We start from the raw sequence: 19,156 nt of genomic DNA, 5'->3' as shown, positions 1-19,156 counted from the left end.
GTCTTTCCGATCTTTCCGACGCGGGCAGGGCTCATCGCATCCTCACCGCGCGGGTCATCACCTCGGCCGCGAGCGTGATCGCCGCCTCCCGGGTCTCCTGGCCGAGCAGGGCCGTGCGGATGGGGCCGCCCTGGGCGAGATGGCGGTCGTAGGGGAGGGGGACGACATGGACGCCCGCCTCCTTGAGGTGGGCGACCGCCGTCCTCAGGTCCAGCGTGAGGTCGGGGGAGCCCGCGGTCAGCGCGACGACGGTCGAGGCCAGCGCGGAGTGCGGCAACTGGCCGAGCCAGTCCAGGACCTGACGGGTGCCGTTGACCCCCTCGGCGGTCATCGGGGCGACGACCACGCGCGCGTGGGCCGTGTCCATCGCCGTCCGGGCCACCTCGCCCGGCAGGGTCTCGCAGTCCACCACCGTCACCGCGAAGTAGCGCCGCAGCGCGAGGGTGACCGTGCGGTACGTACGGATGTCCAGCGGGGCCCCGACCCGGCCCTGGCTCCCGGGCAGCAGCCAGCCGCCGTCGGACACCGGCACCAGATACCCGGTGACATCGGTGAGCCGCATCGCCGGGTTGAGGATCCGCGCGAGGTCGGCCGCCGTCCAGCGCACCGAGTCGGCGCCCATCCGCACCGGCAGCGTGCCCAGCGTGGCGTCCGCCTCCATCGTCAGCACCGGGTCGTGCCGGTAGTGGTTGAACGTCCGCCCCAGCAGCGCGGCCGTCGTCGACTTCCCGACCCCGCCCCGGATCGACGTCACGGCGATCACCCGCCCCGTCGTCACCGGCTGCTGCAACTCCCGCGCGATCCGCGTCTCCTCCGCCACGTCCCGCGCCGCCGACGAGGCCAGCTTCCGGATCGACCGCCCGGTCCGACGGGCCACCGACTCCCCGTGCTGAGGCCGCCCGAGGGCGTGCGCCAGCCGGGGATCGATGGTGGGCACGGCGTCGGGGGCCCGCAGAGGGGTCTGGGGGGTGTGGGTGGCGCGGGTGGCCGGGGCGGCGGGGGATGCGGCGGGGGATGCCGGGGCCGGGGGCGCCTCGGACCCCGGTGCGCCCGGTGCGCCGGGCGCGGCCCCGGCGCCGGGTGCGGGGTGACCGACGGGTTCCGCCGGCCGGTCCGTGTCACCGGCCGTCTGCGGCCGCCGCGCATCACCGGCCGCACCCGACGACTGCGCGGCGGCCCGGGGCAGCCCCGTGCGGGGGGCCACGGCGGGCGCGTACGTCACGGGCGGTCCTACGACGCCCGGCACCTGCGCGGCGGGCAGTACCGACGGCGGCGCGACGGCCTCCCGCCCCGGTGGCTGCCCGGCGGGCAGGCCGTGGGCCGGTGCCGGTCGCGCGCCCGGGTCGCCCCCGGCCTCCTGAGGGGACCCCGGCGGCTCGGTCCTCTCCGACCTGCCCGGCGGCTCGGACGCCTCCGCCGGCACCGACCGCACCAGCCTCAGCGTCGGCTCGGCCCGCCGAGGCGGTGCCGGTGGCCCGGACGCGGCGTCGGCGCCCCCGTCCGTCGCCTGCTGCCGGCCCAGCTCACGCAGGACGTCCCGCTGCCAGTCCCCTGCGTCCCCTGACTGCGCCATGTGCGGCCCCCAGCTCCTAAGCGAACGTGTCGAGCAGTCGTCCGTACACGCCGAACACCCCGATGAGCAGCGGGAACAGGGTGATGACGCCGATGGATTCGAGGGTGTCGCCGAAACGCCGCAGCCGTACCCGCACATGCTCGGCGGGCCGCACGGCGAGCACCAGCAGCGGCAGCGCGGCGAGCAGGACGAGGACGGCGAGCGGACCGGCCGCCTCGCCGGAGCGGTCCAGCCAGGCCGAGACCAGCCGTAAGGCGAGCACGGCCGCCGCGCCCAGCAGCACCACGACCTCCGCGACCAGCGGGAACGCCCGTGCGCGCAGCGCGAGGACGACCATGGTGACGGCGGCCAGCAGCACGGTCCACTTGGTCGGCGCCCGCAACGCGAACACCCCGGCGGCGGTCGCCGAGACGGCCAGGGTGACCGTCGCCAGCGCCAGCCCCCGGTGTGTGGCGGTCAGCGCCGCCGACACCTGCAGGCGGCTCACTGAGGCACCCCCGGAACGCCGGTCGTCCAGCCCGGACAGCCCCGACGCCATCAACGCCAGCCGGGGCAGCAGCCCGAGCACGACCACGCAGACCACGGCGAGCACGGCCCCCACCTCGGCCTGCTCCGACACCGACGGCGACACCGAGCCGGAGACGGCCGCGGCGACCCCCAGCCAGCACACCGAGGCCCCGGCCAGCGCCCCCGCGCCGACCAGCCCGCCCCGACCGAGCGGGGTGAACAGCCCGAGCAGGGCGAGTGTGCCGACCCCGGCCGCGGCCATCGCCGCGACCTGCGGAGTCCCGGACCAGTTCTGTGCTTCCGCCGACGTGGACGCGCCGAGCAGTCCCAGCGCGCCCGCCGTCGCGATCAGGGTCGTCGACAGCGCCCGCTTCCCGGACCGCCCCAGCAGCGCGCCCGCGAGCGCGGCCACCAGCGCGACGCCGAGCAGCGCGCCCGCGACGACACCGGGCTCGTACGCGGCCCGTGCGAACATCCCGGCGGCCAGGGCCCAGCCGACCGTGGCGAACCCGGCGGTGACGCGGCGCGCGGCCGGCCGCCAGCGCCCGCCCCGGGCGTCGAGATCCTCGGCCGCCTCGTCCGTGACGTCGTGCACGACCGGCGCCGACGGCGCGTCCTCGGCCCGGACCAGCCGCAGCACCGCGCCGTCCGGGACCCCGGCCGACTCCAGCGTGCCGTCGTGCGCCAGCGCGGAGCCGTCCGCCGTGACCAGATGCCGCGACTCGGGCCGCTCGCCGACCCGGTCGTCGAGCAGGCGCATGATCTCCGGGAGCAGCAGCCCGACCGGTTCCCGCGAGGGCAGCACAAGGTCCACCCGCCGCCGCTCACCGACCAGCGTGACCCGGCTGAGCGCCGTCCGCGCACCACCCGTGGCCTGCCCCGATGTCCCCGTAGCCATCACGCGATCGAACCTATCACCGGGCGGAATCGCCGGTCGGGGCTGTGGAAAACCCTGTGGAAAACGTGGGGGACGGAGTGACCGAGGGCTGCACCGAACCCCCGTACGGACTCTTCCCGATGATGCGGTTCGACACGAACGACCACCCCACACATCCCGCGCACATCACCGCCGCGATGACGATCCCGGCGAAGACCTTCCCGATCCGTTCGTCCACCGAGCGCCGCTGCCGCTGCGCCCCGAACAGCAGGGCGTCCCGCAGCCGTCGGCGCCGCACCGACACCGACTCCAGCAACTGGCTGTCGTAATCCTGCGCTGCCACGGCTACGGAACCCCGTTCACTTCTCTTTCAGCCGATCCGCGTTCTCAGCCGATCTGGTCGACCGCCGCGCGGGCCTTGGCCAGCGTGGACTGCGCGGTGCCGTCGTTCTGTTCGAGCGTGGTGCGCACCAGGCGGATGATCTCGCGGACCTCGCCCGCGGCCTTCTTCCAGCGCTCTTCCTTGCCGTGGTAGTCGTCCGAGACACCGTCGGCCTGGAACTCGGTCATCGCGGCCTTCACGGCGGCGTCGCGGTCGGTGAGCACCCGCTCCAACTGCCCCACGATCGTGCCGAGCGCGGTCTGCACCTCACCCGAGGCACCGGTGTCGTACGAACGGCGGTCCTGGTTCTGAGCCATGGAGAATTCCCCCTCGTCCTATCGGGCGCCGAAGCGGGCCGCGTCGAAGTTGGCCAGCCCCATGTTCTGGTTGGCGTTGTCCTGGGACTCCACGTCACCCGTGCCGAACGCGTTGTCCATGCCCGACTGACCGCCGAGGATCGCGGCGAGCGAGCCGTTGAGGTCGGCCGTGATCTCGTCCGCGCGGCTCTTGAACGAGTCGAACGCCAGCTTGCCCGCGCCGTTGAACTTGCCCTCCAGCGGTTCCGCCGCGCTGATCAGCAGCTGAATCAGCGTCCCCAGGTCGTCGCTCGATCCGACCGTGCTCTTCCCGAGATCCGCCAGGGTCGTCGACCCCATGTCGAACTTCACGTCGTTCCACCCCCGTGTGTCCGGTTCATCCACGTCTGCGTGTACGTCTTCACCTGCGTCCCGAACATGCTCTCCCACAACGCGTTGCACCCGCAACGCACTTGCCGGTGAAGTGACACCATCGGGACATAAATCGAACAGCCCCGTGGCGAGGGTCACGTCCGACCGCCGCTCCGGCTCCGGCTCCGGCTCCGAAAAAATCTTGAGACACCCGTACAACCCTCCCCGCACCCGGCGGGTCGTACTTGGCATCAGGACTTCTCGGAGGGGGATCCGGGGGGATCGGGGGAGTTCTGACGGGGAGGGAAAAGCCGAGGGGCCCGGTCCAGTGGACCGGGCCCCTCGAAACGTTCCGCGCACCTTCCGGCTCCGCACACCTTCCGGCAGTTCCTCCGCTAGAAGAACACCCCGCACCGCAGCAGCACATTCGCGTACGGCCGCGCCTCCCCGGTGCGCACGATCAGCCGCGCGCCCGCCGACAGCTCCTTGAGCTTCTCGTGGGAGACCAGCTCCAGGTCGGGGAAGCGGTCCTCCAACAGTGCCGTCGCCTCCGGGTTCGCGCCCCGCACCTCGCGCGCGGCGGTCGCCCCCTCGACCACGATCTCGTCGAGCAGCCCGTCCAGCACCTCCGCGAACGACGGCACCCCGGCCCGGAACGCCAGGTCGACCACGCGCGGCCCGTCCGGCACCGGCATCCCCGCGTCGCACACCAGCACCCCGTGTTCGTGCCCCAACTCGGCGAGGGCGCCCGCCAGATGACGATTGAGTATCCCGGCCCGCTTCACAGCGCCGCGACCTCCTCGGCGGTCGGGAACGACACCTGCGCCCCGGCCCTGGTGACGGCGGCGGCCCCGACCCGGGCCGCGTACGCGGCGGCCTCGGCCGGCGCCGAGCCCGCCCCCAGCCTCCACGCGAGCGCGGCGGTGAACGCGTCCCCGGCCCCGGTGGTGTCCACGGCGTCCACCTTCACGGCGGGCACCCGCGCACTCCCCTCGGCGTCGGCGACCAACGCCCCCTCCGCGCCCAGCGTCACGACCACCGAACGCGGCCCGAGCGCCAGCAGCGCCCGCGCCCAGTCCTCCGGCGAGGGCGAGCCCGCCGGCTCACCCCCGACGATGATCCGCGCCTCGTGCTCGTTGACGATCAGCGGATCACAGGCGGCCAGCACCTCGTCGGGCAACTCCCGTGGCGGCGACGGGTTCAGCACGAACCGCGTGCCCTCCGGCAGCCGCCGTACGACCTCCACCACCGTCTCCAACGGGATCTCCAACTGCGCCGAGACCACCCGCGAGGCCCGCAGCAGCGCGTCGGCCGCCCGTACGTCCTCGGGGGTCAACTTCCCGTTGGCGCCGGGGGAGACGACGATGCTGTTGTCGCCCGACGGGTCCACCGTGATCAGCGCGACCCCGGTGGGCGCCCCGCCGACCAGCACCCCGGCCGTGTCGACCCCGGCCGCCCGCTGCGAGTCGAGCAGCAGCCGCCCGTTGCCGTCGTCGCCGACCCGGGCCAGCAGGGCCGTACGCGCCCCGAGCCGGGCCGCCGCGACCGCCTGGTTGGCGCCCTTGCCGCCCGGGTGCACGGCCAGGTCCGAGCCGAGCACGGTCTCCCCGGCGCCCGGCCGCCGCTCGACACCGATCACCAGGTCGGCGTTGGCCGATCCCACGACCAGCAGGTCGTAGTCGTACATGCGTGCTCCCTCTCGTCCGTCAGTCCTCGCCGTCAGCCGCTGAACTCGGCCACGTTCTCGGACGTGACCACCTTCACCGGCACCATCACCGACTTCTCGACCTTCTCGCCCTCGGCCGCCTTCACCGCGTTGCGCACCGCGATCCTGCCGAGTTCGGCCGGCTGCTGCGCGACCGACGCGTACAGCGTGCCCGCCTCGACGGCCTTGAGCCCGTCCGCCGTACCGTCGAAACCGATGACCTGGACGGACTTTCCGGCCTTGGAGCCGAGCGCCTTGATCGCGCCGAGCGCCATCTCGTCGTTCTCCGCGAAGACGCCGTCGACGCCGGAGTTGGACTGGAGGAGGTTCGTCATCACGTCGAGACCCTTGGTGCGGTCCCAGTCGGCGGGCTGCTTGGCCAGCACCTTGATGCCCGGGTAGGCCTTCAGCCCCTCGGCGAAGCCGGCGCCGCGCTCCCGGCTGGCGGAGGTGCCCGCCTGGCCCTGGAGGATGACGATCTCGCCCTTGCCGCCCAGCTTCTCGGCGAGCGACTTGGCGGCGAGCCTGCCGCCGCTGACGTTGTCGGAGGCGACGAGCGCGGCCGTGTTCGCGCCGTTGACCACGCGGTCGACGGCCACCAGCGGGATGTCCGCCTTGTTGACGGCCTTCGCCGCCGGGGTCACCGCGTCGGAGTCCACCGGGTTGACGATGATCGTGCCGAGGCCTTCGCTGGTGAAGTTCTGCAACTGGTTGGCCTGCTGCGAGGCGTCGTTCTGCGCGTCGGTGACCGACAGGTCCACACCCAGCTTCTTCGCCTCGTCCTGGGCGCCGGCCCGGATCTGCACGAAGAACGGGTTGTTGAGCGTCGACAGCGACAGCCCGATCTTCTCGCTCTTCGCCGCCGACGACCCGTTGTGCAGGAAGGAGGTCGCGCCCACGACGGCCGCCGCGACGACGGCGGCGAGCACATAGGTCATCGCCTGCTTCTTCCGGTCCCCGGACCCACCGGCCCCCGCCGGCACCGGAGTCGCCCCCGCCTTGCGCCGCACGGTGTCGAGCAGCACGGCCAGCGCGATGACGACACCGATCACGACCTGCTGCCAGAAGGCGGACACGGACAGGAGGTTGAGGCCGTTCCTGAGCACCGCCAGGATCAGCGCGCCGATCAGCGTCCCCGACGCCTTGCCCGTGCCACCGGCCAGCGAGGCGCCGCCGATGACGACCGCCGCGATCGCGTCCAGCTCGTAGCCCTGCGCGGCCTGCGGCTGCGCGGAGGAGAGCCGGGAGGCGAGCACGATGCCCGCGGCGGCGGCGAACAGCCCGGACAGCGCGTAGATCGCGAGCTTCTGCCGCTTCACCCGCAGCCCGGAGAGCCGGGCGGCCTCCTCGTTGCCGCCGATCGCGTACATGGCACGCCCGATGTACGTCCGGCCGAGGATCACAGCCGTCACACCGCCCAGCACCAGCATCACCAGGACCGGCACCGGCAGCCAGCCGCCCAGGTTGTCACCCAGGTGCGACACCGACTCCGGGAACGCGATCGGGCTGCCCTGCGAGATCACCAGCGACAGTCCGCGCCCCACCGACAGCATGGCGAGCGTCGCGATGAACGGCGGCAGCTTCCCGTACGAGATCAGGAAACCGTTGACGAGACCGCACGCGATGCCCGTGCCGATCGCGAGGATCACGGCTATCCAGACCGGTACGCCCTCCGAAGTGGCGCTCCAGGCAAGGACGGTGGCCGACAGGGCGGCCACCGAGCCGACCGACAGGTCGATGCCCGCCGAGACGATCACGAAGGTCACACCGAACGCGAGGATCGCGGTGACGGCGGCCTGGACACCGATGTTGAGCAGGTTGTCGGCCGTCAGGAAGTCGCCGGACAGCACCGACATCGCGACGACCAGGACGATGAGCGCGGTGAGCGCGCCGTTGTCGAGCAGGAGCCGGCGAATCCCCGAGGCACCCGAGGCACCCGAGGCACCCGAGGCGCCACTCGCGCCCGTCGAACTCTTGAGCGTGTCAGTGGCCACCGGGGGCCTCCGTTTCCTTTGCGGCTGTGGTGGGGTGGGAGACGGCGAGTGCCATCACGGCGTCCTGGGTGGCCTCGGCGGCGGCGAGTTCGCCCGCGATCCGCCCCTGGGCCATGACCAGCACCCGGTCGCTCATTCCGAGCACCTCGGGCAGGTCACTGGAGATCATCAGTACGGCGGCACCGGCGGCCGTCAGCTCGTTGATCAGCTCGTAGATCTCGACCTTGGCGCCGACGTCGATCCCGCGCGTCGGCTCGTCGAGGATCAGCACCTTGGTGTTCGCCAGCAGCCACTTGCCGATGACGACCTTCTGCTGATTGCCGCCGGAGAGGGTACGGACGTGCTGGTGCAGCCCGGCCATCCGGACCCCGAGCCGCTCGGCGACCCGGGCGGCGCTCTCCCGCTGCCCCTTCAGGTCGACGAACCCGCCCTTGGTGGCGCCCCGCAGGGTCACCAGCCCGAGGTTCTCCTCGACGGACGCGTCGAGCACCAGCCCCTGCCCCTTGCGGTCCTCGGGCACGAGCCCGATCCCGGCGGCCATGGCGGCGTTGACATCGTCCTTGCGAACGACCGACCCCCCGACCCGCACGGCCCCCTTGTCGTACGGATCCGCGCCGAACACGGCCCGCACGACCTCCGTACGCCCGGCCCCCACGAGCCCCGCGATGCCGACGACCTCACCGGCCCGCACCGCGAAACTCACGTCGTGGAACACGCCGTCGCGGGTGAGCCCTTCGACGACGAGCAACGCGTCCCCGGAGTCGGAGTCGGAGTCGGAGTCGGAGTCGGAGTCGGAGGCCGAAGGAGATCCCCCCTGCTCCCTGGGGTACTGCTGCTCGATCGACCGCCCGACCATGAGCCGTACGAGCTCGTCCTGGGACGTGGAGGCGGGCACCTGCCCGACGCTCTTCCCGTCCCGGATGACGGTCACCCGGTCCCCCAGAGCGGCGATCTCCTCCAGATGATGGGTGATGAAGACGACGCCCACCCCATCCTCACGCAGCCGTCGCACGATGGCGAAAAGCTTCTCGACCTCCTCGGTCGTCAGCACGGCGGTCGGCTCGTCCATGATCAGCACGCGCGCGTCGAGGCTCAACGCCTTGGCGATCTCGACCATCTGAAGCCGGGCGATCCCGAGTTCACGCACACGCGCGCGTGGCGAGACGCTGACCCCCACCCGCTCCAGCAGCTCGGCGGCGTCGGCCTCCATCCGCTTCCGGTCGATCATCCCGAAGCGCCGGGGCTGCCGCCCCAGAAAGATGTTCTCGGCGACCGTCAGGTCGGGCACCAGGTTGAACTCCTGGTAGATGGTGGCGATCCCCAGCCGCTCGGAGTCCTGCGCGCCATGGATGCGCACCTCCTCGCCACCGGCCAGGATCCGCCCCGCGTCGGGGGTGTAGGCGCCGGAGAGCATCTTGATCAGCGTGCTCTTGCCCGCGCCGTTCTCACCGAGCAGGACATGCACCTCGCCCCGGCGCAGATCGAAGTCGACGCCGTCCAGCGCGACCACACCGGGAAAGGTCTTGCGTATGCCTTCGATGCGCAGCAACTCGTCCGGGTCGCTCACGACGTGCTCCTGTTCGTTACGGGGGACTCGACGGGGGTGTCGATGGGGGAGTCGGTAGGTGCCTGGGCGGGGGACTCGCCGCACGAGAGGCGTACGACGAGACGGGCGGGGAGGGTGACGGACTGCGGGGGCCGCCCCTCGATCCGGTCGACCAGCGCGCGTACGGCGGCCCGCCCCAGCTCACCCGTCGGCTGCGCGACCGCCGTGATCGGCGGATCGGTGTGCACGAACCACGGGATGTCGTCGAAGGCGGCCAGCCCGACGTCCTCGGGAACCCGCATCCCACGCGCGCGTACGGCGTCCAGCGCGCCCAGTGCCATCAGGTTGTCGGCGGCGAAGACGACCTCGGGCGGCTCGGCCAGATCGAGAAACCCCTCGGTCACCCGCCGCCCGCTCTCCGCCTGGAAGTCGCCCTGCCCTATGTACGCGTCCGGCAGCGGCAGCCCGTGCTCGGCGAGGGCCTCCCGAAAGGCCTCGACCCGCTCCCGGCCGGTGGTGGTGGCGGCGGGCCCGGCGATGATCGCGAGCTTCCGCCGCCCGAGCCGGTGAAGATGGGCGACGAGATCCCGGACGGCGGCCCGCCCGTCCGCACGCACCACGGGCACATCCACGCCCGGGATCCACCGGTCCACGAACACCATCGGCGTCCCGGCCCGCGCGGCGTCCAGCATCAGTGGCGACCCACCGTCGGTCGGCGAGACGAGCACCCCGTCGACCCTCCGGTCGAGCAGATTCCGTACGTGATGATCCTGAAGCTCGGGCCGCTCATCGGCGTTCCCGATGATCACGCTGTACCCGAGCGCCCGCGCCGCCTCCTCGACGGACCGCGCCAGCTCGGTGAAGTACGGATTCATCACGTCACTGATGACCAGCCCGAGGGTGTGGGTCTGGTCGGTGCGCAGGGAGCGGGCGACGGCGTTCGGGCGGTAGCCGAGCGCCTTGACGGCGGCCAGCACACGCGTCCGCGCGTCCGCGCTGACCGACGGATGGTCGTTCAGCACCCGCGACACCGTGGCGACGGACACCCCCGCCTCGGCCGCGACATCCTTGATGCCGGCCATCGCCGCTCCACCTCCTTGTGGAATCGATTACACGACCGATTGGAATCGATTACACGACCGATTGGAATCGATTCCATAGGCCTGAAGCAAGGGTGCGAGGGTGGCTGAAATTCAATCGTGACCGAGGGGTGGGAGGGGGTGTGGGGGGCTTGAAAGGGTGCCGAGGGGGCTGAGGGGGCGTGACGGTACGAAGCCGAGCCGCCGGAAGCGGTAAGAGATCCGGCCCGGCCGTACATCTCCCCGCCGCCGACCCCACCCGTGGGCCGACGGCGCCTGGCCCGACAGTCGAAACGAGGACCTACGCGTCCGCCAGCCACGTCAACATGCGGCCCCGGGACCAGCAGCGGCCCACGGCCTCGGCCCGCAGGGCAGCCCCGTCGAACACCGCCAGCCCGATGACGCTGTGGCCGGAGGCACGGCGATCACCGAGCGTGGGGATCGCCGGTGCGACCCCGACCCCCTCCGCCGACACCCACGCCACCGCCCGCCCGGCCGCCGCTTCGTCGAGACGGTGCAGGAAGCGCAGGCGGCTCTCCAGCGGGAGGCGCGACAGTGCCCACGTAGTGGTGACGACCGGCAGAGTGTCGGCGGGGATTTGGGCGAAGGCGTCGGGCAGGAGGTCGACGGCGTCACCCCGGAGCAATAGCGGAGGTGCCGTCGCCACCAACGCGATCTCGGCTTCGAGCGCCGCGACCCGCTCAGGCTGACCCGGCTGACCTGGCCGCTCCGACTGACCCGGCCGATCCGACTGCCCCGACCGATCCGGCCACAGACAGGCACGCAGCCATCGGACGTCGTCCGGGTCGGTCACGTCGACCGGATCGGGGTCGATGCCGACCCGGGCGACGGCGTCGGGCATCGCCCGCGTCGGGACGGGCCGGTCTCCCACGACCGAACACGACACCCGCACGGGAGACGAGGGGTCGCCCAGCGAAAGCCCGTCGCCGTACGTGATGCCGACACGGTCGACATGGAGATTGAGCCCGGCCGAACAGCCCACGTCGATCAGCCCGACCGTGTGCGCGCCCACCCGGCGCGCGGCCTCGGCGATGGCCGGATACAGCACGGCGCAGCGCCCGTTCTCGTTCCCGTTCCCGTTGGTCGGCGTCCGCCGACGCGCGGCGATGGCCACGACCGAGTCGGTCATCCGCAACAGCGTGTCGATCGCCGCGTCGGTGGCGGCGTCGCCGTCCGCGGTCGCATAGGCCGCGGCCAACGCCGGGGCGCGTCCGGCGAGGGCGAGATCCTGCAGCGCGGCCAGGATCAGCGTGGGATGCCGCTTGCGCGCCGGCGCCGCCTCGATGGCGCGCAGCGCCTCGTCGGACTCGCTCAGGGCGACGGCGACGCGCTCGTACAGCGGCGATGTCCCGGCGGCGTCGACCTCACCGAACTGCCGGTACACCTCAGCGAGTGTGCGGGCCTTCCCCACGGTCGCGGCGCCTCCTGCGGTAGCCCTGAGATCCCGACGACCCTATCCGCGGATCACGCAACTCCACCATCGTGACCGGGGAGATCGCGACCGCATGACTTCACCTGGGCGAGAGGGTGAGTCAAGAGGACCCTAAGCCGCCGCCAACTCGCACCACACGTACTTGCCCCGCTCCCCGAACCGGGCCGACGGCATCCACCCCCAGTACGTCGCACAGGCCACGACGATCCCCAGCCCTCGCCCTTCCTCCTGCTCACCCACCCGCCCCAACGGCACCGGCGGCTCCGGCGGTTCGGGATCGGCGTCCCACGCCCCGATCCACACCATGCCCTCCACCGACCGCCGCACCCGAAGAGCGGCGGGCCCCTTCGTATGCCGTACGGCGTTGGAAATCAGCTCGGCGGCGAGCAACTCGGCGACGTCCACGAGCCCGATGAGGCCGTGCATGGTGAGGATCAGCCGCAGGGTGCGACGGCAGATGGGCACCGCTCTGGGGTCGTTGGGGATCTGGAGGGTGTAGTCCCAGGTTTCGGGCATGGGGCATCAACTCCGTTGGGTGAGGGGGGATCTGGGGCACGGTGGCATTGCCGCAGCCGTCATGGCGCGACGGGGCGGTGCGCTTCCGTAGCGTGGTCGGCGCATCACTGACGGTAGGGGTAATCTGTAATCCGGAGCAAGCCGAACGGCGGTTCCGGCCCGAAAGAGGAGAGCAACTCATGGTCCAGAGGCGTGAACCGACAGCCCGCCAGGTGCGCCTCGGCGTCGAATTGCGCAGGCTCCGGGAGGCCGCCGGCCTGACGGCTGTCCAGGCAGCGGCGCTCCTCGGGATGAACAGAGTGCAGATCAGTCACATCGAGTCGGGGCTCATCGGCGTGAGCGAGGGGCGGCTGCGCCGATTCGCATCCCATTACGCCTGCGCGGACACGGAGTTCATTGACGCGCTTGCTGGTATGGCTGCGGAACGCACGCGGGGTTGGTGGGAGGAATACCGGGGCAGGTTGCCCACGCGGTTCCTGGACCTGTCGGAACTCGATCAGTGCGCCGCGTTCCAGCGGGACGTGGCCATCCTGTACGTACCCGGCCTCCTCCAGACAGAGGAGTACGCGCGTGCCGTCTTCTCGTCCAGGTTGCCCGAACTGACGCGCGAAGAACTCGACTTGCGCGTCTGCCATCGTATGGCCCGTCACGGCAAGGTCGCCTTTCCGCACGAGATCGTGATCCATGAGGCAGCGCTACGTATCAGGGTCGGTAGCCGTGCTGCAGCCCGTGCTCAACTTGCCCAGCTCCTGGAGCTTTCCGAGGTGGACCGCATCACGTTGCGTGCCATCCCCTTCGACCTGGACGGCTTCGGCAGAGCCTCAAGTGCCATGACATACGTCGGTGGTCCCGTGCCCAAGCTGGACACAGTGGTGCGCGACGCTCCTCACGGCTCGATGTTCATTGATTCCGAGGCTCAACTCGCCAGTTATCGAATGCGTTTCCGTAAGGTGGAAGCCGTATCGCTCGCACCGAACAGGTCGCGTGACTTCATCAATCGGCTGGCGAAAGAGTTGTGAGGGCTCGATGAGAAACTGGAGAAAGTCGTCCTACTCCGGCGACGGCGACGGTGACAACTGCGTCGAGATAGCCACCACCCCGACCCACACAGCCGTCCGGGACTCCAAGACCCCGACCCGCGCCACCCTCACCTTCCCCACCCCCTCCTTCACCGCCTTCATCGGCGCCCTCAAGAGGTCGAGAAGGAGCGTGTAGGCCTCTCCGGGCAGGGGCGGCATCGCCAGCCTGGCCGGGGCGGGCCCGGGAGGCGGCGAAGGGCGCCGTCTCTACGATGGGCCGATGGCATCGATCAAGCAGTTCCAGGTCACCTTCGACTGCGCGGAACCCGAGCGCCTCGCTCGTTTCTGGTGCGAGGTGCTGGGGTACGTCGTGCCGCCACCACCGGAGGGGTTCGCCACTTGGGACGATTACCAGCGCGCGCTGCCGGCCGAGGAACAGGACGCGTGGTTCGCCTGCGTCGACCCCTCAGGCGTGGGCCCGCGCCTGTACTTCCAGCGCGTACCCGAAGGGAAGGCCGCCAAGAACCGGCTGCATCTCGACGTGCGGGTCGGCACCGGACTCGTGGGTGAGGAGCGCCTCGCCGCACTTGAGGCCGAGCGCGCACGACTGGTCCCGCTCGGCGCGGTACACGTACGAACCCTGTACGACGGCCAGGACGCGTGCATCCCGATGCGGGACATCGAGGGCAACGAGTTCTGTATCGACTGAGTACTGAGTACTGAGCCATCGACGACGAGACGACCGGCCGAGCGTGATCCGGACAACCACCGGTCATCCCCCGCTGCCGAACGCACCGCAAGCCCCCAACGCGACGGGCCGCCGGCCGAAGCCGACGGCCCATCACGACGTTATGGCCCATCACGAAGTGCACCGGCCGGAGCCACCCGCATGGGACCGGGACCGGAGACCGGAGACCGGGGACCGGCTCAGGACTCGCAGACGAGCTCCTGGTCCCCGGGGTCCGACGTGCAGCTGTCCCTGCCGTCCCCGCCCTGCGCGGAGTCGCCCGAAGCCTGATCGACGTTGTCCAGGACGTCGTTGCCCACACCGCCGTTCAGAGTGTCGACGCCCGGCCCCCCGACGAGGACGTCGGCGCCGCTGCCGCTCAGCAGCGTGTCCCGTCCCTCTCCGCCCGCCAGGGACTGACGGGCGGTGGCGTCCTGGGCGAACACCGTGTCGTTGCCCGGTCCGGCGTTGATCGAGGCGCGCAGGCCGGTTCACTGGGCGATGGTGTCCTGCTGGTCGCCGGCGACGACCATGATCGTCCGGTTGCCGGCCGGGCAGGAGACGGAACCGTCACCGTTGAGCGCGCACCCCACGCCCGCCGAAGTGGACGCCCCGTTGTCGATGACGGTGACGGTGCTGCCGGTCGGGTTGATGAAGATCCTGTTCCGCTCCCCGTCCGCCGCGTTGACGAAGATGAACGCCGCGTTGGCCTGCACCACCGTCGCGCCTGCCTGCGCCGCCCCCGTCGCGGCGGACGCCGGGCCGGTGGGTACGAGCAGCGCCGCCCCCGCCGCCGTCACTGCCGCCTGTAATCCCCTGCGGGTTGACACAGCCATGTTGCTCCTGTCGTCGAACACGCTCATGCCGAACTCGTGCCGACCGCTGGTCGAAGCGGCGGCGCACGGCTTCAGCGTCCGCGCCGGGCCGTGCGGAGACATGGGGGACAGCCCCAATTACCGCTACCGGGTCACTCGCGGCGCACGGCGGGCCGTACAGGGCTCACCGATCCCCTGGTCCCCCACCCCTGTCACACCCTGGCGGTACGGTCGGATCATGCCCGATCAGAAGACGGCCCAGCAGGGGACCGGGGAACGACGGCTCGCCGTCCTCGAAGGCGTACTCGAACGCATCACCTACGCCAACGAGGACAACGGCTACACCGTCGCGCGCGTGGACACCGGCAGGGGCGGCGGCGACCTGCTCACCGTCGTCGGCGCGCTGCTCGGTGCCCAGGTCGGCGAATCCCTCCGTATGGAGGGCCGTTGGGGGTCGCACCCCCAGTACGGCAAGCAGTTCACCGTGGAGAACTACACCACCGTCCTCCCGGCCACAGTCCAGGGCATTCGCCGCTACCTCGGCTCCGGCCTCGTCAAGGGCATCGGTCCGATCTTCGCCGACCGGATCACGCAGCACTTCGGCCTGGACACGCTCCAGATCATCGAGGAGGAGCCCAAGCGGCTCATCGAGGTCCCCGGTCTCGGTCCCAAGCGGACCAAGAAGATCGCCGACGCCTGGGAGGAACAGAAGGCGATCAAGGAGGTCATGCTCTTCCTCCAGACCGTCGAGGTGTCCACGTCCATCGCCGTCCGCATCTACAAGAAGTACGGCGACGCCTCGATCGGGGTCGTGAAGAACCAGCCGTACCGCCTCGCCTCCGACGTCTGGGGCATCGGCTTCCTCACCGCCGACAAGATCGCCCAGTCCGTCGGCATCCCGCACGACAGCCCGGAGCGCGTCAAGGCGGGCCTGCAATACGCCCTTTCGCAGGCCACCGATCAGGGCAACTGTTACCTCCCGGAGGAACGCCTGATCGCCGACGCGGTCAAACTCCTCCAGGTCGACACGGGCCTGGTCATCGAATGCCTCGCCGAACTCGCCCTGCCGGACGAGGACTCCGGCGACCCAGGCGTCGTACGCGAGAAGGTGCCGGGCGCCGATGGCGGTGACCCGGTCACCGCCATCTACCTCGTCCCCTTCCACCGCGCCGAACTCTCCCTCTCCGCCCAGCTCCTGCGCCTCCTGCGCACGGGTGAGGACCGGATGCCCGGCTTCCACGACGTGGCGTGGGACAAGGCGCTCGCGTGGCTGAGGGGGCGTACGGGCGCGGAGTTGGCGCCGGAGCAGGAGGCGGCCGTACGCCTCGCGCTGACGGAGAAGGTGGCCGTGCTCACCGGCGGCCCCGGCTGCGGCAAGTCCTTCACGGTCCGCTCGATCGTCGAACTGGCCCGCGCCAAGAAGGCGAAGGTCGTCCTCGCGGCCCCCACCGGCCGCGCCGCCAAACGCCTCGCCGAGCTGACCGGCGCCGACGCCTCCACCGTCCACCGCCTGCTGGAGCTGAAGCCGGGCGGCGACGCGGCGTACGACAAGGACCGCCCCCTGGACGCCGATCTGGTGGTGGTCGACGAGGCCTCGATGCTGGACCTCCTCCTCGCCAACAAGCTGGTGAAGGCGGTGCCTCCGGGCGCGCACCTCCTCTTCGTCGGCGACGTCGACCAACTCCCCAGCGTCGGCGCCGGCGAAGTCCTGCGCGACCTCCTCGCCGACGGCAGCCCGATCCCCGCCGTCCGCCTCACCAAGGTCTTCCGCCAGGCCCAGCAGTCCGGTGTGGTGACCAACGCGCACCGGATCAACTCCGGGCAGCACCCGGTCACCGACGGCATGAAGGACTTCTTCCTCTTCGTCGAGGACGAGACGGAGGAGGCCGGACGGCTCACCGTGGACGTCGCGGCCCGTCGTATTCCGGCCAAGTTCGGACTCGATCCCAGACGCGACATCCAGGTCCTCGCCCCCATGCACCGGGGCCCGGCGGGCGCCGGCAACCTCAACGGGCTGCTCCAGCAGGCCATCACGCCCGCCCGCCCCGACCTGCCCGAGAAGCGGTTCGGTGGCCGGGTCTTCCGCGTCGGCGACAAGGTCACCCAGATTCGCAACAACTACGAGAAGGGCGAGAACGGCGTCTTCAACGGCACCGTCGGCGTCGTCACCGCCCTCGACCCGGTCGACCAGCGGCTCACGGTCCTGACGGACGAGGACGAGGAGGTGGGCTACGAGTTCGACGAACTGGACGAGCTGGCGCACGCCTACGCGGTGACGATCCACCGGTCCCAGGGCAGCGAGTACCCGGCCGTGGTGATCCCGGTCACCACCGGAGCGTGGATGATGCTCCAGCGCAACCTCTTGTATACAGCGGTGACCAGGGCGAAGAAGCTCGTCGTCCTCGTCGGCTCCCGCAAGGCGATCGGCCAGGCGGTCCGCACGGTCTCGGCTGGCCGGCGGTGCACGGCCCTCGACTTCCGGCTCGCACCACGGCCACTGTGAGGACCCCGGGGCACTGCCGGGCGGCGACCCTCGTGCGTACCTCTCGTGAAGCCCCGTCGCCCCGTGAGTGAAATTTGATCGATCAAATGAGTCGTAAAGGTCACACAGCCCTTCCAGATGGTGGACGGAGGGGGCAGGATGAACAAGTTGGCGGCACTCAGTGCCGCCGATGGGCCCGATGGTCGACCCCGAGTGCACTCACCAGAGCCAATTGGGGGATGGTAGAGACAGTCAGGGCACCTCGAAGATGAGGCACTACGTCGGTGAGGGATGACGTGAGCGACAACTCTGTAGTACTGCGGTACGGCGACGGCGAGTACACCTACCCGGTGATCGACAGCACCGTCGGCGACAAGGGCTTCGACATCGGGAAGCTCCGGGCCCAGACCGGTCTGGTGACCCTGGACAGCGGCTACGGCAACACCGCTGCCTATAAATCCGCCGTCACCTATCTCGACGGTGAGCAGGGCATCCTGCGCTACCGCGGCTACCCGATCGAGCAGCTGGCCGAGCGCTCCACCTTCCTTGAGGTGGCGTACCTGCTCATCAACGGTGAGCTTCCGACCGTCGACGAGCTCTCCACGTTCCAGAACGAGATCACGCAGCACACCCTGCTGCACGAGGACGTCAAGAACTTCTACCGGGGCTTCCCCCGGGACGCCCACCCGATGGCGATGCTGTCCTCCGTGGTCAGCGCCCTGTCGACGTTCTACCAGGACAGCCACAACCCGTTCGACGAGCGGCAGCGCAACCTCTCCACGATCCGCCTGCTCGCCAAGCTGCCGACCATCGCGGCGTACGCGTACAAGAAGTCGATCGGTCACCCGTTCGTCTACCCGCGCAACGACCTCGGTTACGTCGAGAACTTCCTGCGCATGACCTTCTCGGTCCCGGCCCAGGAGTACGACCTCGACCCGGTCGTCGTCTCCGCGCTCGACAAGCTGCTCATCCTGCACGCGGACCACGAGCAGAACTGTTCGACCTCCACGGTCCGTCTGGTGGGCTCCTCGCAGGCGAACATGTTCGCCTCGATCTCCGCCGGTATCTCCGCGCTCTGGGGCCCGCTGCACGGCGGCGCCAACCAGTCCGTGCTCGAGATGCTGGAGGGCATCCAGGCCAATGGCGGTGACGTCGACTCCTTCATCCGCAAGGTGAAGAACAAGGAGGACGGCGTCCGCCTGATGGGCTTCGGCCACCGGGTGTACAAGTCCTTCGACCCGCGCGCCAAGATCATCAAGGCCGCCGCGCACGACGTCCTCTCCGCGCTCGGCAAGTCCGACGAGCTGCTGGACATCGCGCTGAAGCTGGAGGAGCACGCGCTCTCCGACGAGTACTTCGTCTCGCGCAACCTCTACCCGAACGTGGACTTCTACACGGGTCTGATCTACCGCGCGATGGGCTTCCCGACCGAGATGTTCACGGTCCTCTTCGCCCTCGGCCGTCTCCCGGGCTGGATCGCCCAGTGGCACGAGATGATCAAGGAGCCGGGCTCCCGCATCGGCCGCCCGCGCCAGATCTACACGGGCGTGGTCGAGCGCGACTTCGTCCCGGTAGAGGCCCGCTGAGCGGAGTACTTGTAGCAGAGGGGCCCGTGCGGAGAGCTGTTCCGCGCGGGCCCCTCCGCATGCCCGCTGCGTCAGAGGGCGCCCTACGGCGAGTGAGCCGAAGGGGCGCGCCTGTGTCGAGAGCCCGAACGCGCGGAGGCCCGAAGGGTCGAGCGCGATCGGGCTCTCGACACAGGCTTAGGCGCCCCGGAGGCGAACCGAGCCCCAAAAATAGGGAGAAGGCGCCC

19 protein-coding genes are annotated in these 19,156 nt (G+C 70.7%); 5 read left to right on the top strand and 14 right to left on the bottom strand.

Features of this window, described 5'->3' with window-relative positions:
- Positions 1-31: 31 nt before the first annotated feature.
- The 12 genes from F9278_RS16335 to F9278_RS16280 all read right to left on the bottom strand — a co-directional run bounded on the left by F9278_RS16335 (position 32) and on the right by F9278_RS16280 (position 12,300).
- A complete protein-coding gene (locus tag F9278_RS16335; RefSeq protein WP_152168999.1) occupies positions 32-1,573 on the bottom strand; it encodes a hypothetical protein in 1,542 nt (513 codons plus the stop codon).
- A gap of 16 nt (positions 1,574-1,589) precedes the next feature.
- Positions 1,590-2,978 (bottom strand): type VII secretion integral membrane protein EccD, encoded by a 1,389-nt coding sequence (eccD, locus tag F9278_RS16330; protein WP_152168998.1) that lies wholly within the window; start codon positions 2,976-2,978, stop codon positions 1,590-1,592.
- 16 nt (positions 2,979-2,994) lie between these two features.
- Positions 2,995-3,300: a hypothetical protein gene (locus F9278_RS47105; protein WP_152168997.1), complete on the bottom strand. Its 306-nt coding sequence runs from the start codon at positions 3,298-3,300 to the stop codon at positions 2,995-2,997.
- A 44-nt stretch (positions 3,301-3,344) separates the two neighbouring features.
- Positions 3,345-3,656, bottom strand: a complete 312-nt coding sequence (locus tag F9278_RS16320) for a pore-forming ESAT-6 family protein (protein WP_152168996.1) — start codon at positions 3,654-3,656, stop codon at positions 3,345-3,347.
- Positions 3,657-3,674: 18 nt separating this feature from the next.
- Positions 3,675-4,007, bottom strand: coding sequence for a hypothetical protein (locus F9278_RS16315; protein WP_152168995.1), 333 nt, complete (start codon positions 4,005-4,007; stop codon positions 3,675-3,677).
- 395 nt (positions 4,008-4,402) lie between these two features.
- Positions 4,403-4,792 carry a D-ribose pyranase gene (gene rbsD, locus F9278_RS16310; protein WP_152168994.1) on the bottom strand — a complete coding sequence of 130 codons (390 nt, stop codon included), beginning with the start codon at positions 4,790-4,792 and terminating at the stop codon, positions 4,403-4,405.
- Complete coding sequence (locus F9278_RS16305) at positions 4,789-5,694, bottom strand: ribokinase (RefSeq protein ID WP_152168993.1); 906 nt, start codon at positions 5,692-5,694, stop codon at positions 4,789-4,791. The genes rbsD and F9278_RS16305 overlap by 4 nt, the downstream gene beginning before the upstream one ends.
- 32 nt (positions 5,695-5,726) lie before the next feature.
- A complete protein-coding gene (locus tag F9278_RS16300) occupies positions 5,727-7,706 on the bottom strand; it encodes an ABC transporter permease/substrate-binding protein (protein WP_152168992.1) in 1,980 nt (659 codons plus the stop codon).
- Positions 7,696-9,273, bottom strand: coding sequence for a sugar ABC transporter ATP-binding protein (locus tag F9278_RS16295; RefSeq protein ID WP_152168991.1), 1,578 nt, complete (start codon positions 9,271-9,273; stop codon positions 7,696-7,698). The genes F9278_RS16300 and F9278_RS16295 overlap by 11 nt, the downstream gene beginning before the upstream one ends.
- Positions 9,270-10,334 (bottom strand): LacI family DNA-binding transcriptional regulator, encoded by a 1,065-nt coding sequence (locus tag F9278_RS16290; protein WP_152168990.1) that lies wholly within the window; start codon positions 10,332-10,334, stop codon positions 9,270-9,272. Before F9278_RS16290 ends, F9278_RS16295 begins: the two co-directional genes overlap by 4 nt.
- Before the next feature lie 298 nt (positions 10,335-10,632).
- Positions 10,633-11,763 carry a DUF2332 domain-containing protein gene (locus F9278_RS16285; protein WP_152168989.1) on the bottom strand — a complete coding sequence of 377 codons (1,131 nt, stop codon included), beginning with the start codon at positions 11,761-11,763 and terminating at the stop codon, positions 10,633-10,635.
- A gap of 132 nt (positions 11,764-11,895) precedes the next feature.
- Positions 11,896-12,300: an ATP-binding protein gene (locus F9278_RS16280; RefSeq protein ID WP_152168988.1), complete on the bottom strand. Its 405-nt coding sequence runs from the start codon at positions 12,298-12,300 to the stop codon at positions 11,896-11,898.
- A 179-nt stretch (positions 12,301-12,479) separates the two neighbouring features.
- Here F9278_RS16280 and F9278_RS16275 point away from each other — a divergent pair, with 179 nt between their 5' ends.
- The 3 genes from F9278_RS16275 to F9278_RS16265 all read left to right on the top strand — a co-directional run bounded on the left by F9278_RS16275 (position 12,480) and on the right by F9278_RS16265 (position 14,028).
- Positions 12,480-13,319, top strand: a complete 840-nt coding sequence (locus F9278_RS16275) for a helix-turn-helix domain-containing protein (RefSeq protein ID WP_152173901.1) — start codon at positions 12,480-12,482, stop codon at positions 13,317-13,319.
- Between the two features lie 7 nt (positions 13,320-13,326).
- Positions 13,327-13,515 carry a DUF397 domain-containing protein gene (locus F9278_RS16270; protein WP_152168987.1) on the top strand — a complete coding sequence of 63 codons (189 nt, stop codon included), beginning with the start codon at positions 13,327-13,329 and terminating at the stop codon, positions 13,513-13,515.
- 84 nt (positions 13,516-13,599) lie between these two features.
- Complete coding sequence (locus F9278_RS16265) at positions 13,600-14,028, top strand: VOC family protein (RefSeq protein ID WP_152168986.1); 429 nt, start codon at positions 13,600-13,602, stop codon at positions 14,026-14,028.
- Between the two features lie 218 nt (positions 14,029-14,246).
- Here F9278_RS16265 and F9278_RS48175 read toward each other — a convergent pair whose 3' ends face one another.
- On the bottom strand, positions 14,247-14,492 hold the full coding sequence (locus F9278_RS48175; protein WP_193241518.1) for a hypothetical protein: 246 nt from the start codon (positions 14,490-14,492) through the stop codon (positions 14,247-14,249).
- 45 nt (positions 14,493-14,537) lie between these two features.
- Positions 14,538-14,882: a hypothetical protein gene (locus F9278_RS16255; RefSeq protein ID WP_152168984.1), complete on the bottom strand. Its 345-nt coding sequence runs from the start codon at positions 14,880-14,882 to the stop codon at positions 14,538-14,540.
- Between the two features lie 217 nt (positions 14,883-15,099).
- On the opposite strand from F9278_RS16255, the gene recD2 reads away from it, so the two are divergent.
- On the top strand, positions 15,100-17,364 hold the full coding sequence (recD2, locus tag F9278_RS16250) for an SF1B family DNA helicase RecD2 (RefSeq protein ID WP_152168983.1): 2,265 nt from the start codon (positions 15,100-15,102) through the stop codon (positions 17,362-17,364).
- Positions 17,365-17,639: 275 nt separating this feature from the next.
- Positions 17,640-18,929: a citrate synthase gene (locus F9278_RS16245; protein WP_152168982.1), complete on the top strand. Its 1,290-nt coding sequence runs from the start codon at positions 17,640-17,642 to the stop codon at positions 18,927-18,929.
- Positions 18,930-19,156 lie beyond the last annotated feature (227 nt).

The organism is Streptomyces phaeolivaceus (assembly GCF_009184865.1).
GTDB classification, from domain to species: domain Bacteria; phylum Actinomycetota; class Actinomycetes; order Streptomycetales; family Streptomycetaceae; genus Streptomyces; species Streptomyces phaeolivaceus.
Note: the sequence above shows the minus strand (reverse complement) of the source record. Positions and strands in the feature narration are given on the sequence as shown.